This is a genomic window from Curtobacterium sp. 9128, from assembly GCF_007673775.1.
Classification (GTDB): Bacteria; Actinomycetota; Actinomycetes; order Actinomycetales; family Microbacteriaceae; genus Curtobacterium.
Window position 1 is genome coordinate 267,898 of sequence record NZ_VEAF01000006.1, and the last position, 14,190, is coordinate 282,087.

17 protein-coding genes are annotated in these 14,190 nt (G+C 72.3%); 8 read left to right on the forward strand and 9 right to left on the reverse strand.

Annotated elements, in window-relative coordinates; all coding sequences use genetic code 11:
• Positions 1-51: 51 nt before the first annotated feature.
• Together FS641_RS14820 and FS641_RS14825 are read right to left on the reverse strand one after the other, a co-directional pair.
• Positions 52-885: an SDR family oxidoreductase gene (locus FS641_RS14820; protein WP_144765143.1), complete on the reverse strand. Its 834-nt coding sequence runs from the start codon at positions 883-885 to the stop codon at positions 52-54.
• 27 nt (positions 886-912) lie between these two features.
• Entirely contained in the window at positions 913-1,551 is a 639-nt protein-coding gene (locus FS641_RS14825; RefSeq protein ID WP_144765145.1) for a nucleoside/nucleotide kinase family protein, read from the reverse strand.
• Positions 1,552-1,584: 33 nt separating this feature from the next.
• Between FS641_RS14825 and FS641_RS14830 the strand changes: the two genes are divergently transcribed.
• Positions 1,585-1,968 carry a VOC family protein gene (locus FS641_RS14830; RefSeq protein ID WP_144765147.1) on the forward strand — a complete coding sequence of 128 codons (384 nt, stop codon included), beginning with the start codon at positions 1,585-1,587 and terminating at the stop codon, positions 1,966-1,968.
• A 7-nt stretch (positions 1,969-1,975) separates the two neighbouring features.
• Here FS641_RS14830 and FS641_RS14835 read toward each other — a convergent pair whose 3' ends face one another.
• Both FS641_RS14835 and FS641_RS14840 read right to left on the reverse strand, forming a co-directional pair.
• Positions 1,976-2,416 (reverse strand): NUDIX hydrolase, encoded by a 441-nt coding sequence (locus tag FS641_RS14835; protein ID WP_144765149.1) that lies wholly within the window; start codon positions 2,414-2,416, stop codon positions 1,976-1,978.
• Between the two features lie 74 nt (positions 2,417-2,490).
• Positions 2,491-3,081 (reverse strand): hypothetical protein, encoded by a 591-nt coding sequence (locus FS641_RS14840; RefSeq protein ID WP_144765151.1) that lies wholly within the window; start codon positions 3,079-3,081, stop codon positions 2,491-2,493.
• Positions 3,082-3,465: 384 nt separating this feature from the next.
• Here FS641_RS14840 and FS641_RS14845 point away from each other — a divergent pair, with 384 nt between their 5' ends.
• From FS641_RS14845 to FS641_RS18180, 4 genes are read left to right on the forward strand one after another with little or no spacing between them, the layout of a single operon-like run.
• Positions 3,466-4,686 (forward strand): conjugal transfer protein, encoded by a 1,221-nt coding sequence (locus FS641_RS14845; RefSeq protein ID WP_144765153.1) that lies wholly within the window; start codon positions 3,466-3,468, stop codon positions 4,684-4,686.
• A 32-nt stretch (positions 4,687-4,718) separates the two neighbouring features.
• A complete protein-coding gene (locus FS641_RS14850) occupies positions 4,719-5,870 on the forward strand; it encodes an FHA domain-containing protein (RefSeq protein WP_144765155.1) in 1,152 nt (383 codons plus the stop codon).
• A complete protein-coding gene (locus tag FS641_RS14855) occupies positions 5,867-6,697 on the forward strand; it encodes a class E sortase (RefSeq protein WP_260855851.1) in 831 nt (276 codons plus the stop codon). The genes FS641_RS14850 and FS641_RS14855 overlap by 4 nt, the downstream gene beginning before the upstream one ends.
• The gene (locus tag FS641_RS18180) at positions 6,694-6,870 is read left to right on the forward strand and encodes a hypothetical protein (RefSeq protein ID WP_186317788.1); all 177 of its coding nucleotides are present in this window, start codon (positions 6,694-6,696) and stop codon (positions 6,868-6,870) included. Before FS641_RS14855 ends, FS641_RS18180 begins: the two co-directional genes overlap by 4 nt.
• Positions 6,871-6,893: 23 nt before the next feature.
• Here the strand turns inward: FS641_RS18180 and FS641_RS14860 are convergent, their stop codons facing one another.
• Both FS641_RS14860 and FS641_RS14865 read right to left on the reverse strand, forming a co-directional pair.
• Positions 6,894-8,213 carry a carboxylesterase family protein gene (locus tag FS641_RS14860; RefSeq protein ID WP_260855852.1) on the reverse strand — a complete coding sequence of 440 codons (1,320 nt, stop codon included), beginning with the start codon at positions 8,211-8,213 and terminating at the stop codon, positions 6,894-6,896.
• A gap of 109 nt (positions 8,214-8,322) precedes the next feature.
• Positions 8,323-9,624 carry an MFS transporter gene (locus FS641_RS14865; protein WP_144765157.1) on the reverse strand — a complete coding sequence of 434 codons (1,302 nt, stop codon included), beginning with the start codon at positions 9,622-9,624 and terminating at the stop codon, positions 8,323-8,325.
• A gap of 206 nt (positions 9,625-9,830) precedes the next feature.
• Between FS641_RS14865 and FS641_RS14870 the strand changes: the two genes are divergently transcribed.
• A complete protein-coding gene (locus FS641_RS14870) occupies positions 9,831-10,646 on the forward strand; it encodes a sugar phosphate isomerase/epimerase (RefSeq protein ID WP_186317785.1) in 816 nt (271 codons plus the stop codon).
• Positions 10,643-11,758: a Gfo/Idh/MocA family protein gene (locus FS641_RS14875; protein ID WP_144765159.1), complete on the forward strand. Its 1,116-nt coding sequence runs from the start codon at positions 10,643-10,645 to the stop codon at positions 11,756-11,758. Before FS641_RS14870 ends, FS641_RS14875 begins: the two co-directional genes overlap by 4 nt.
• Before the next feature lie 97 nt (positions 11,759-11,855).
• Here the strand turns inward: FS641_RS14875 and FS641_RS14880 are convergent, their stop codons facing one another.
• From FS641_RS14880 to FS641_RS14890, 3 genes are read right to left on the reverse strand one after another with little or no spacing between them, the layout of a single operon-like run.
• Positions 11,856-12,461 (reverse strand): TetR/AcrR family transcriptional regulator, encoded by a 606-nt coding sequence (locus FS641_RS14880; RefSeq protein WP_144765161.1) that lies wholly within the window; start codon positions 12,459-12,461, stop codon positions 11,856-11,858.
• A 25-nt stretch (positions 12,462-12,486) separates the two neighbouring features.
• A complete protein-coding gene (locus FS641_RS14885) occupies positions 12,487-13,026 on the reverse strand; it encodes a MarR family winged helix-turn-helix transcriptional regulator (RefSeq protein WP_144765163.1) in 540 nt (179 codons plus the stop codon).
• Positions 13,027-13,048: 22 nt separating this feature from the next.
• Positions 13,049-13,231: a hypothetical protein gene (locus FS641_RS14890; RefSeq protein ID WP_144765165.1), complete on the reverse strand. Its 183-nt coding sequence runs from the start codon at positions 13,229-13,231 to the stop codon at positions 13,049-13,051.
• 178 nt (positions 13,232-13,409) lie between these two features.
• Between FS641_RS14890 and FS641_RS14895 the strand changes: the two genes are divergently transcribed.
• Positions 13,410-14,093, forward strand: coding sequence for an SDR family NAD(P)-dependent oxidoreductase (locus tag FS641_RS14895; protein ID WP_144765167.1), 684 nt, complete (start codon positions 13,410-13,412; stop codon positions 14,091-14,093).
• The last annotated feature ends 97 nt before the right edge of the window (positions 14,094-14,190 follow it).

The following is a 14,190-nucleotide window of genomic DNA, read 5'->3' on the forward strand; positions in this document are numbered from 1 at the left end:
CGGAGCTGCCGGGTGCCCCGCCGCGGCCGCCCGATAGGTCGGCGCCGAGGCTCAGCCCGCGCGGAGCACGTCCTGCAGCGTCATCGGCGCACGTCCGGTGATCCGCTCGACGTCGCCGGAGACCCGCGCGAGCACGCCCTCCGCGATCGCCGTGTACGTGCTCACCCAGGCGTCCGCGAGCCAGGGCTCCGGGTTCCACCGCGCGCGCGACGCGTAAGCCTCGTCGAGCGTCTCCCGGTGGTACGTCACCGTCCGCCCGCGCTCGGCGCTGACGATCGCGGCCGCCTGCTCGAGCGTGATCGCCACCGGCCCGGTCAGCTCGTAGGTCCGGTCCAGGTGCGCCGCGGGGTCGCGCAGCACCGTCGTGGCGACCCGGGCGACGTCCGCCCGGGCGACCGCCGCCATCGCGCCGTCCCCGCCGGGGCCGCGGATCACGCCGTCCTCGCCGACGAGGTCCTCGACGAAGTCCAGGTAGAAGCTGTCCCGCAGGAACGTGTGCGCCATGTCCGTGGCTCGGATCGCCTCCTCGGTCGCCCAGTGGTCGCGGCCGAGCGTGAAGGTCGCGTCCGCGGCCGCTCCGGAGAAGGACGTGTAGACGACGTGCCGGACACCGGCCGTCGCGGCCGCGCCGACGAAGGCACGGTGCTGTACGAGCCGGTCCTCGGCCTCCGCGCCGGACACCATGAGCAGGAGATCGACGCCCTCGAGCGCCGCACGCGAGGCCTCGACGTCCTCGTAGGTCGCGACGGCCACGTCCGTGCCGGGGAGCCGGGGCGCCCGCGCGGCGTCCCGGACGATCATCCGGAACGGCACGCCGTCCGCGGCGAGCGCGCGGGCGACGGCGCCGCCGATGTTGCCGGTCGCACCGGTGATGGCGATGGTCATGTCGGTTCCCTCGGTTCGGTGGGCGGGTCAGGTCAGGACGATCCGGGAGGCTCGGCTCGCCGTGGCGGCGACGCGTGCGGCGTTCACGCCGTCGACCTCCGTCGCCCAGCGCATCGCCGCCTCGTGGTCGCGGCCGTGCCGCATGTGCCGTCCGACCAGGCGGTCGAGGCGGATCCCGTCGTCCACCTGGCACCACCACGTCTCGGTGAGGAGGTCGGGGAGGACCGCCCACGGCTCCGTCTCGTCGAGCAGGTAGTTGCCCTCGGTGACCACGAGCGCCGCGGTCTGCTGCACGGCGATGCTGCCGGCGACGGGCTCGTCGACCCGGCGGTCGAAGTCCGGCGCCCACACGACAGGCTCGTCAGCGGCGACCAGCCGCCGCACCAGCGCCACGTAGCCGTGCGCGTCGAAGGTGTCGATCGCGCCCTTGCGGTCGTGTCGGCCGAGCGCGTCGAGGGCCGCGTTCGCCAGGTGGAACCCGTCCATCGGGACCTGGACGGCGGTCCCGGCTCCGAGTCGATCGTCCACCGCTGCGACGACACGGCGGGCCAGGGTCGACTTGCCCGCACCGGGGGCCCCGGCGACGCCGATCACGGAGCGCCCTCCTGCCGACGCCAGTGCGACGGCGTGGGTGACGGCGGCGTCGATCGATCCGGGGTCGGGCACGCCACCATCCTCGCAGAGTGGTTCACTGTCGGCATGGGCATCGATGCCACGAAGGCGTTCAGCGGGTTCTCGGTCAGGGACACGGCCGAGGCGAGGGCGTTCTACGAGGGCGTCCTCGGGCTCGAGGTCACCGAGGACCACGGCATGCTGGCGATCCAGCTCGGCGACGGTCGGCACGTGCTGGCCTACCCGAAGGGCGACGCGCACGAACCGGCCTCGTTCACGGTGCTGAACTTCCCCGTGCCGGACGTCGACGCCGCCGTCGACGAGCTCACCGCCGCGGGCGTGACGTTCCTGCGCTACGACGGGATGACCGACGACAAGGGCGTGAACCGCCGGGGTGGTCCGCTCATCGCCTGGTTCACCGACCCGTCCGGCAACGTCTTCAGCGTCGTCGCCGAGGCCGTCGCCGAGTAGGCGGTCCTCAGGCGCCGAGTTCGCCCGCCCAGCCCAGGGCGACGGGGACGACGAGGCCGTGCCGGTGGTGCGGCAGGTCCGCGACCCGGATCCACGCAGCCCGTTCCGTCGACCCGTCGACCTCGTCGCGGAGCTCGCCGCCGGTGACCCGCACGCGGAACACCACCTGCACGGCCTTCATCGGCCGGCCGTTCTCGTGCATCCGGCGCTCGGCGGGGACGACGTGGTGTCGGATGCCGAGCAGGCCGTCGACGGCGACTTCGTAGCCGGTCTCCTCCATGAACTCCCGGACGACCGCGTCCTCGACGGTCTCGTTGAACTCCACGCCGCCGCCGGGCAGCGCCCAGGTCCCGGCCTCCGGGAAGCGCTGCATGGCGAGCAGGACCCGGCCGTCGCGGACGACCACGCCGTAGGCGGCGAGTCGGGTGTCGTAGTCCGTGTACTCCATCTCCCGACCATCGCAGCACGGTGCGGGACTACGCGCATGCCGCGCCGAGCCTCCCGGCCTGGGACCGTGCGCCGTCAGTCGAGCAGGACCGCATCCCAACCGACGCGCATCCGGGTGACGGCTCGGTCGAAGCCCGCCAGCAGGTCGACGTCGTCGCGGAGGATCGACTGGAGCTGGAGCCCCTCGTAAAGGGCGAGGAGCTGCTCGGCGCCGTGCCGGACGGACGTGCCGGGGGCCTCGCGGCCGGCGATGACGTCGCGCGTGAGGGTCAGCGCGAGGTCCTCGAACGACCTCGTGTACTGCGCACGGAACCACCCGGCGGCGGCGTGGGCGGGGTTCGACGCCGCGCTCAGCAGGGCGAGACGCAGCCGGACGAGTGCCGGGTCGCCGAGCCCCGTCTCGAGGCGCGCACGCACGTACGCAACGGCTCCGTCCTGCTCGGCCACGGACCGGAGTGCGACCCGCTGTGCGGCGTTCCACCGGTCCATCACGGCGACGACGAAGAGCTCCCACACCGGGAACGCCCGCTCGAGGTCCGCGATCGCGATGCCCGCGTGCACGGCGACCTCGGCCGGGCCCACCTGGTGGAAGTCGGCTGCACGGTAGGCGAAGACCCCCGCGGACACGATGCTGGCGCGGAGGTCGCTGTCGGCGGTCGTGGGCACGTGGTCGATTGTCCGAGTCGGACGGCGGTGGCCGCGACGCCAGTTCGGGGGGCTGGTCGCCATATGATATTTTGTATTCATGCTGTAGAATAGGAGAACCCGAACGAGGAGCAGGCGATGGCAGAGGTCCTTCTCTCGCGCAGAGAACTGCGCGAGCGACGCGCGCGTCTCCAGCACCCGGTGCCCGACTCCGGCGCCGGGGGCTGGGCCCGCCCCGCCACGTCGCGAGCCTCGGTCACCCCGACTCCCGCGGTGACCCCCACCCCACCCACAGACCGGAACGAGCCCGACGCCACACGCCGGACACCGGGGTGGGTCCGCGGTGCGACCCTGCATGACGGACGTGAGCAGGGCGCCTCTCACGTCTGCGCTACTGCGCCGACCGTGCCGACCTCGCCGACCGTGCCACCGTGGCGCGTGCCCGAGGACGAGCGGCACCTCGACCCGACCGTCGCCGCCGATGTCGTCCCTGCCGACGTCGTCCCTGCCGCCGTCGCCGCCGACGTGATCCCGGTCGCCTCGGCCGCACCGACCCCGGCACCCGCACCCGCACCCGCACCCGCACCCGCACCCGCACCCGCGACGGTACCGGCACCGGCACCGGCACCGGTGCCCGTCCCGCCGCCCGCCGGACACCCCACGGAGCCGGCGCCGGACGGCACGGCACCGACGCGGCGCCCACGCCGGGTCGCTGCACCGACGGCAGCGGACCCCGTGGTGCCGACACCGCGCGGCGCAGTCCTCGAGGTCCTCCGCGACGTCGTCGGCCTCGGCTCCCGTGGCGGACGACGTTCCTGGACGCGCGGCATCCAGGTCCTCGTCGCGGCTGCTGCCCTCCTGACGCTCGCCGTCGGGCTCCGGGCGATGTTCGCGCCGGTCAGCGCCAGCAGCACCCCGGCCTCGGCGACCTTCCCGCAGGCCGTCGCCGCCTCGACCGCCGAACGGTTCGCCGAGGCGTACTTCACGTGGGACGCCGCCGACCCCGCCGCACGCTCCGAGGCACTGTCGACGCTGATGGTCGGCGGGATCCCCGGGCGGGCCGGGTGGGACGGGACCGGCACGTCGACGGCCGGCCAGGCACGCGCCGCCGGTTTCACCTACGTGGACGCTGCTGACGCCATCGTGACGGTCGTGCTCCCGGTGACGAGTGCTCCGGACGGGCGCAGCCCGACGACGTCGACGATGTCGCTCCAGGTCCCGGTCATGGTCGTGGGGTCGCGGGTCTGGGTGTCCGGACTGCCGGCATCCGTCGGCGTCCCGGCGAGTGCCCCGACCCCGGCGGACTCGTCCTTCGCGCTCGACGCCGACGCCTCGAAGCGCACCAGGGGCGCCGTCGCCCAGTACTTCGCCGCGCTCGGCCAGGGGAACGTCACGCTCTCGGACAGCGGGAACACCTCCACCGGACTCGACGGCACCCTGCGCTACACCGAGCTCATCGACTGGCGGGTGGAGCGCGGTGGCGGCGACCGGCGGGTCGGGTTCGCCACCGTCCGCTGGACGACCGCGTCCGGTGCGTCGCTCGACCAGGACTACCGCGTCGAGGTCTCCACCGACGACGCGGGGTGGCGCGTCCGTGCCGCGAGCGCTGCCCTGCCCACTCCGTGACCACTCCTCCCGAACACCCACAAGGACCAGCGATGCACGTCACCACCACCACCCCGTCCGTCCACGTCCACGTGTCCGCAACCGGCACCCTCGCACTGACCTTCGAGGGTCGGACGGAGACCTCGTCGCACGGCACCGCCGACCTCGCCCGCGAGGCAGCGCTCGACGCCGTCGTCCAGATCGCCGAGGAGGTCGGCAGTCCGGTGCGCCTGCACACGACCGGCGTCGAGGGCGACTGGCACCTGGTGGTCCGGTCGGACGGGTCCGTCGACCTCGACGACACCCCGGAGCCCGCAGCCGCAGTCGTCGAGCCCGAGGCACCGCGGACGCCCCCGGCGCCCCCGGCGCCCATCGAACCGGGCTCCGGAGACACCGACCGTGGTGCCGCCCCGGGCCGCCCCGTGGCCCCGATCACGACGGACACCGTGATCCCCGTGCGTCTCCCGACGGACACGGGCGCCACCGCCGCGCACACGCCACCGGCGACGCCGGAGGAGGTCGCGACGCCCACCGGCCTCGGGACGACACCGGACGGACCGGTGGTCCCGCCGATCCCCCCGATGCCGTCTCCCCACGCTGCTGCCGTAGCCGCCGCCGTCGCTCCCGTAGACCCCGCCGTCGCTCCCGTGGAACCCCTCGTCGCTCCCGGGCCTGCCCTCGAGACGACGCCGACCCGCGCCGCGGAGGTGCCGCCGAGCACCGCGACGGAGACGACGCTGCCCGAGGCGCCGGTCCCCGCCAGCCCGAGCCTGACCGACACCGCCGGACCGACGGACCTGACGACGACTGCGGTGGCGGATCTGTCAACGACCGGGCCGATGGACCTCGGCGAGCTCGAGCACACCGTCGTCACGAACCGACGTCGGATCGAGCCGGTCAGCAGCGCGCGACTCTTCACGAGCACGGGCACCACGCTCGACGTCGCCGGGACGGGGGTCCTCGGACGACGCCCGGTCGGTCACGACAACGGCGTCCGCTTCGTCGACCCGACCCGGAGCGTCTCGAACGCGCACCTCCGGTTCACCGTCGACCGCGCAGGCCTGGTCGTCGAGGACCTCGGTTCGGCGAACGGGACGACGGTCACCCACGACGGCGTGCGGCAGGTGTGCTCCCCGGGCATCGCCGTACCGGCGCGCCGGGGTGCCCGGGTCGACGTCGGCGACCAGTTCTTCGTCGTCGCGTGATCGACCGCGAGACGGATCGTGCGCCGTCGAACGCCTGGACCAGACCCGCCACGACCCGGCGGCGGGACGTCCGCGCACCGCACCGGGCCGCAGCCCGACGACGTCCGAGCGCCCGTGCCGTCCTGATGGCACTGCTCGCGGAGCTCCTGATCATCGCGGGGGTGGGCACCGGGCTCTACGTGACGTGGACGGCGTGGTGGACCGACGTCGTCGCCGTCCACGAGCAGACCGCCCTGGTGCGGGACCTCGGGCAGCACCGCACGAAGGCCTCCGCAGGGACCGAACGACGCGGAGCGGCTCCCGTGCTCGCCGAGCCCGGGTCCGTCGGCGACGTGTTCGGGACCATGCAGATCCCCCGGTTCGGCAAGGACTACATCCGCCCGATCGGCGAGGGCACGAACCGCGAGGAGGTGCTCAACACCATCGGCCTCGGCCACTACCAGGACACCGCGATGCCCGGCTCCGAAGGCAACTTCGCCGTCGCCGGACACCGCGTCACCTACGGCAAACCCCTCAACCAGATCGCCGAACTCAAGACCGACGACAGCATCGTCGTCCGCGTCACCGACACCGCCAAGGACTTCGACGTCTGGTACGTCTACAAGGTCACCGACAGCCAGATCGTCACCCCCGACCACATCGAGACCATCGCCCCCGTCCCCAACCAGCCCGGCGTCGCCCCCACCACGAACGACCGCTGGCTCACCCTCACCGCCTGCCACCCGATGTGGTCCGCCAAGGAACGCTACGTCACGCACGCGAAGCTCGACTACTGGATGCAGGCTGCCGACGGCACCCCCAAGGAACTCTCGGAGACCCCCTCGTGATCTTCCCCCTCGTCTGGCGCGCCCTCCCCGGACCCACCGCCCTCAAGGTCCTCGAACTCGTCGTCCTCCTCGCCGCGATCACGTCCGTCCTCTTCACCTGGGTCTTCCCCTGGATCGCCGCCGACATCCTTCCCCCACCCGACGGCACGATCGACAGTCCCGGCGTCGGCTGAGCCGGACCGCCGCACACGATCGCTCAGCCCCGGTCGAACACCAGCGTCTCGTCGTCGGCCGCGGTGACCCGACCAGTCCTCGCGAACTCGGCCCAGATCGCGCGGACACGGGGGCCGCGTCGCTCCACCTCGGGCCAGTCCCGCTCCGGCACGAACCGGCTCCCGGCCCAGGCCCCGCGCCGACCGAGCAGCAGCGGCAGGTCGTGCATGTGCACGGCGCCGGTCGGACCGGCGGTGGCTCCGCGGAGCAGCCGGTACACGACCGCCCGGCCCCCGGCGGCCCGGTGTCGTCGGGCGAACGCGCGGGCGTCGCGGCCGTAGATCACCTCGGTCAGCGGACGGACCACCCACCAGCGCAGGAGCGCCCGCGCCCACGGGTTCCGTGCGAGCCTCGACAGCGCCGGGAGCACGGCGACGTACATGCCGGCCTCGTCGGACGTCGACCCGATGAGCACGTCCACGTCCCGCGCGACGCGACGCCACGCTCGGTCGAGGTCACGCTCGGCGGGCAGCGGGGCGAAGCCGTACTGCGTGCCGTAGGGCATCCCGCCACGCAGCCCGTGGCGCCCGCCGATCCGGGTCGCACGGTCCTGGCGCTCGTACAGGTCGTCGAGCGGGGTGTCCGCCGAGACGGGGCCCACCGCCCGGACCATCGCCCGGTTCATCCGTGCACGGCCCCGCGAGAGCCCGAGTGGCGCACTCTGGACGATCGCGCGCCGGAACAGTCCGGCGGTCCCGTCGCTGATCATCAGGTGCGCGATCGCGTCCGCACCGGCCGACTGCCCGAACAGGGTGATGCCGTCGGGGTCACCACCGAAAGCAGCGATGGTGCCGTGCACCCAGCGCAGCGCCGCGACCAGGTCGAGGAGTCCGAGGTTCGGCGGGACCCGCTCCCCGTCACCGAGGAAGCCGAGGACGCCCAACCGGTAGGTCACCGTCACCACGACGACCCGCTGCTCGCGCACCAGGTCGTACGGGTCGTTGATCGGGACGTCCCCGCCGCCGATGACGTAGGACCCGCCGTGGATCCACACCATCACGGGCAGCCGCTCGTCCGGACGGAGGTCGGCCGGCACGGTGATCGAGAGCGCCTGGCAGTGCTCGTCCACCCGCGCCTCGATCGGGTGCAGCAGCTGGTCCACCACCGTCGCCGGCGGCTGTGGTGCGACCGGGGCCGGCGTGTCAGCGACGAACACGTCGGCGAAGACGGGCATCGGCTCCGGCGGCCGGAACCGCTCGGCCCGCGCGTACGGCACGCCGAGCACGCGGACCACGTCGCCGTCCCGGGAGCCGCGGATGCGTCCGGCAGGGGTGTCGAAGGTCAGGGTTCCGTCGTCGAGCACCCGTCCACGCTAGCCGGGAGGCTCGGCGCGGGCCCGGCAGGGCGGCTGCGGCCCGGCGCGTACCGGGCCGGGCGTCGCCTGCGGACGCGAGCCGAGCCTCCCGTCCGGGTCAGCGGACCCGCTTGATCGGGAGCACCACGAGCGCTCCGAGGATCGCGACGACACCGGCGGCCCAGCACATCAGCTGGTAGTTGTCGGCGGTGCCGTCGGTCCCGATCTTCAGGAAGAACAGGGCGGCGGCCGGTGCGAGCGACTGCGGGAGCGCGTTCGCGATGTTGATCACGCCGAGGTCCTTGCCGGGGCGGTCGGCGTTCGGCAGGACGTCCACCACGAGCGCGGTGTCGATCGCCGAGTAGATGCCGTACGCGAAGCCCATGATCACCTCGGCGACGTAGAACCCGCCGACCGTCTCGGCGTGGGCGAGCACGACGAGCCCGACCGCGAACAGCGCCGTGGAGCCGGCGACGAAGACCTTGCGCCGCCCGAGCCGGTCGGAGGCCCAGCCGCTCAGTGCCGCGCTGACCAGGAGTGCGATCGTGTAGAGCAGGACGCCGAACGCGACGGCCGCGGTGGCGTCGGCCGCGTCGTCGATGCCGATGTGCTGCTGCATGTAGAGCAGGCGGTAGGTCGTGAACATGAACGTCGCGAAGATGATCAGGAAGCGCGACCACCACGCGAAGGCGAAGTCCGGGTTCTTGATCGGGTTCGTCCAGAACGACGCGATGAGGTTGAGGAAGGTGAACTTCTTGAGCGTGTAGGTCGGCAGGTCGTCCCGCGCGACGAGGGCGTAGACCACCACGAGGACGATCGCCAGGATGCCCGGCGCGATGAACAGCACGGGCAGGTTCGCGACGAAGAACACCGACAGGTAGGTGCCGGCGAGGACGGCGATGTTCTGCGCGAGCGCGATGATGCTCGACGCCTTCCCGCGCTGGAACTCCGGCACGTTGTCGGCGAAGCTCGCCGTGAGGGTGGAGAGCACGGTGTTCGCGGCGAGTTGGGCGAGCAGCCACCCGAAGGTGAGCTGCAGGGTGTCCGGTGCGTATGCGATCCACGCGAGGGCGATCGCGAAGACCACGACGCCGGTCAGCATCCACGGACGGCGGCGGCCCCAGCGGGTGCGGGTCCGGTCGGACAGTGCGCCGGCGAGCGGGTTCATGATCATCGCGCCGAACGCGCCGATGGGCAGCACCGAGCCGATGACGTCGGCGGCGTCGTTCCCGACGAGCGCCTGCGCCTTGAGCTGCATGCTCACGTAGACCGGGGCCATGAGCGCCACGAACAGCCCGAACTGGCCGAGGAACAGGGCGACCTGGTAGCCGACACCCACACGCATCGTGCTGACCGGCTGGGTGATGCCCTCTTCGGGGTGCAGCAGGACCGGTGTCTCCGCGGGTTCGGGTGTGCTCATGACGCCTCCTTGAGTCGATGAAAACCTTGCTGTACAAGGTTTTGACATGAGCGAGCGTACATCACGTCGACACGACGTGTCGGGGGGTGTCCGGAGAAACTGCACACCGGATGGTTTTTCGGGTAGCGTCGTACTCGATCTCGCCGCGGAGCATCGTGTTCCGGCAGGTCGAGAGTCTCCAGTCAGGACCGAAGGAGCCCCCTGCAATGCCCACCACCTCTGTGCAGCTGTACTCGCTGCGCGACGCCATCGCGGCCGACCTCGACCAGGCCATCGCCCGCGTCGCCGAGATCGGCTACGAGAACGTCGAGCCCTACGCGTTCGTCGAGCGTGCCGCCGACCTCGAGAAGGCCTTCGCCGCCACCGGTCTGAAGGCTCCGTCGGGCCACGTCGCCGTGATCGACGCCGAGGACACGACGCCGATCTGGGACGCTGCCGAGCGCCTCGGGATCCAGACCGTCATCGACCCGTTCATCCCGACCGACCGCTGGCAGACCGCCGACGACGTCGCGAAGATCGCCGAGCGCGTCAACGTCCTCACCGCCGAGGCCGCGTCGCGCGGGCTGAAGTTCGGCTACCACAACCACCAGTGGGAGTTCACGAACAAGGTCGACGGCAAGACCGTCTACGAGCACTTCGTGTCGCAGCTCTCCCCCGAGACCGTGCTCGAGGTCGACACCTTCTGGGCGACCGTCGGTGGCGCCGACGCCCCCGCCGTCCTGAAGTCGCTCGGCGACCGCGTCGTCGCGATCCACGTGAAGGACGGCAAGGTCGACGGTGACATCCGCACCGCCCTGCCCTCGTCGGAGAGCGCGCTCATCGTCCCGGAGGCGCTCCAGCGCGCCTTCGAGAACCAGACGCCGGCCGGCCAGGGCGACGTCGACGTCCCCGCGATCCTCGCCGCCGCACCGCAGGCGATCCGCGTGGTCGAGTTCGACGCCTACTCGGGCGACGTGTTCGAGGGCATCACCGAGTCGCTCACCTGGCTGAAGGCGAACGACACCGCCGGGAGCGCCGCGTGAGCCGCGTCGGAGTCGGCATCATCGGTGCCGGGAACATCTCGGACCAGTACCTGACCAACCTCACGCAGTTCGCCGACGTCGAGGTCCTGATGGTCGCCGACCTCATCCTCGAGCGCGCGGCGTCGCAGGCCGAGAAGTACGGCGTCGCGGCGTCCGGCACGGTCGAGGAGCTCCTCGCCCGTGACGACATCCAGATCGTCGTCAACATCACGGTCCCCGCCGAGCACGCCAAGGTCGGCCAGCAGATCATCGCCGCCGGCAAGCACACCTGGAGCGAGAAGCCCGTCGCCACGAACGCGGAGGACGCGCAGGCGCTCCTCGCCGCCGCGGCCGCCGCCGGCGTCCGCTACGCCTGCGCTCCCGACACCGTGCTCGGTGCCGGGATCCAGACCGCGATCCGCGCCATCGCCCGCGGTGACATCGGCACGCCGCTCACCGCGACGACGATGTTCCACGTGCCCGGCCCGGACCAGTGGCACCCGGACCCCGAGTTCCTGTACGCGCAGGGCGCCGGTCCGCTGTTCGACATCGGCCCGTACTACGTGACGACGCTCCTGCACGCCTTCGGCTCCGCCTCGCGCGTGCAGGCCGTGTCGTCGAAGTCCCGCGACACCCGCGTCATCGGCTCCGGCCCGCGCGCCGGCACCGAGTTCCCGGTCGAGGTGCCGACGCACCACGCGGCGCTCATCTCGTTCGCGGACGGTCAGTCGGCGCAGACGACGCTGTCGTTCCAGCACGCGCTGCCCCGCAACGGCTTCGTCGAGATCAACGGCTCCGAGGGCACGATCGTGCTGCCGGACCCGAACGTCTTCGACGGCGACAGCACGCTGTGGACGCTCGGCAAGGACGAGCCGACCACGCTGGCGCACAAGGGCTCCACGTGGGGTCGCGGGACCGGCGTCGTCGAGCTGGCGCGCGCGATCGCCGAGGGCCGACCGGAGCGCGCCTCCGGAGCCGTCGCGTCGCACGCACTCGACGTGATGCTCGGCATCCGCGACGCGGCCGAGTCCGGCCAGGCCGTCGAGATCACCTCGTCGATCGAGAAGGTGCAGCCGCTCCCCGAGGACTTCGACCCCGCCGCCGCGGTCCTCGCCGAGGGCGTCGCAGCCTAGACACCGCGCACCACAGGAACGGCCGGCCCCGACGGGGTCGGCCGTTCCCGCGTCCTGGAGGCGCGGGTCACCTCCGCCCCGTCGGTCCGGTCGGCCGTCAGGGCGCTGGTGGAACGATCTGCTCGAGCAGGTGCAGGACGCGTTCGCCGTCCACCGCGTCGGGGTCGAGCAGCCACTGGACCTGCAGGCCGTCCGACGCCGCGATGCTCAGACTGGCGAGGTCGGTGGCGTCGAGGTCCGCGCGGATCCGGCCGAGGTCCTGGTCGCGACGGATGAGGTCGGCGAGCTCCCCGCGGAGCCGGGCGAACCGCTCACGCATGAACTCCCGCGTCGACGGGTGCCCCTCGCTGACGGCGTCGGCCGCGAGCGTCGTGTAGAGCTGCACGAGGCCAGGGACGGCGCGGTTCCGCTCGGCGCTCTCGCGCATGTCCCCGATCGCCGACGGCATCCGGTCGGGAGCGCCCTGCTCGCGGACCTCGTGCTCGCGGTAGACGGCGAGCAGGAGTTCGTCGCGCGAGGGGAAGTAGTGCCGGAGCGCCGCGTGCGTGATGCCGAGCGCCTCGGCGACGGAGCGCAACGAGGACGCGTCGACGCCCTGCTCGGCGACCATCCGGATCATCTCGTCGAGGATCTGGGCCCGTCGCTCGGCCCCCTTGCGGTACCCACGCCGGGGCGCGCGCTCGGCGTCCTCGGCATGGGTCATGGGAACAACTTACCGCTGGAAGGTTTCAGGCGGTGGTGTCGTCCACGGTGTACTCGTCCTCGGGCTCCGGAACCGCTTCAGCGAGGGCGTCGACGACCTGGCGCAGCGCCGTCGCCACGACCTCGTTGTCGGCTTCCGGGAGTGCGTCCACGACCCGGACGACGATCTCGTGGAACCGCGCGTACGACTCGTCGATCCTGGCGGCCGCCTGGTCGGTCGGCTCGAGCACCTGCGCGCGACGGTCGGTGGGGTGCGCAGAGCGGACGAGGTGCCCCTTCTCGACGAGGCCGTCGACGATCTTCGTGACCGAGGCGTTCGACACCGCGAGCATCACGGCGAGGTCCTTCGGGCCCATCGCCCGACCGTCGCGGTGCGCCTGCAGCAGGTACCGGACGGCGAGGAACTCGTTGTTCGACAGGCCGCTCTCGACCCGGGCGTGCTCGATGTGCTGTTCCTCGGCGTGCTGCAGGCGGAGCAGCGCGTCGACGGCGGCCTTCGCGGCCTCGGAACGCGGTTGCCGCGTGTAGAGGTGGACGTGCTCGCGGCGGACGACGGTCAACGGCATGCGGTCGTGTTCCCCCGGGTCCTCAGGCCTGCTGCGTGCTGAAGAAGTCGGCGTAGGACGGCTCCGCGCGGCGGGAGAGCAGCGACGGGTCCTCGATCCGGGCGGTGACGTAGGCGGCGATGACGGCGGGGTCGGTGAGGCCCGCACGCGGGTGGGTGCCGAAGAGACCGGTGCTCCGCTGAGCTCCGTGGTACGTGCTGCGCATGCCTGCTTCCACCTTCCTGTTCCCCTGTCCCCGACGGGAGGTCCGTCCTGGTCGGACGCCGGAAGTGTTTCACGGCGCGAACGATCAGTGCAACTGACAATCAGTGCGTCGTACGTTTTGCGCAGTGAACTGCATGGGAGGGTGGGTGAACCGGTCGGGCGACGGCTAGCGTGGCGGTGTGGACCTCCAACTCGCAGACCGTGTCGCCCTCGTCGTCGGAGGCAGGGGGTACATCGGTGCCGCCGTCGCCGCGCAGCTCCGCGCGGAGGGAGCGACCGTCGTGGTCGCGTCCCGCTCCGCCGCGGACGACGACGGGATCGCGATGGACACCGCGGACCAGGCCTCGGTCGACGCCGGTGTCGCCGCCGTGCTCGCGCAGCACGGGCGGATCGACGTGCTCGTCGTCACGGCGGCTCCGAGCGCCGGCACCCTGGACCCCGCGAAGAAGTCCGACCCCGACCAGGTCGCCGCGGCGATCGACGGCAAGGCCCTCGGCTTCCTGCGCGTCGCCAACGCCGTGCTCCCCGGGCAGCGGGAGGCCGGGTTCGGTCGCGTGGTCGTGATCAGCGGGCAGAACGCCTACCTGTCGGGCAACATCACCGCGTCCCTCCGGAACACCGCGGTGAACGTCATCGCGAAGAACCTCGCCGACGAGGTCGCCGGCTCGGGCGTCACGGTGAACGTCGTGAACCCCGGCTCGGTGACCGACCACCCGTCTGCCACCGTGCAGGCCGGGGCCGGCGGCGAGTCCAGCCCGGAGCAGATCGCCGACCTGGTCACGTTCCTCTCCTCGCCGCGCTCGGTGGTCTCCGGCGAGTCCGTCTCGATCGCGCACCGCGTCCTCGGCGCCATCGCGATCTAGACCGTCCGCAGATCCGACCAATCCCCCGTACGGGGGGCTCCGAAGGAGTCCGGGCCCGGAGGATCAGGGCGACCGTGCCGCTGACCCGAACCTCGGC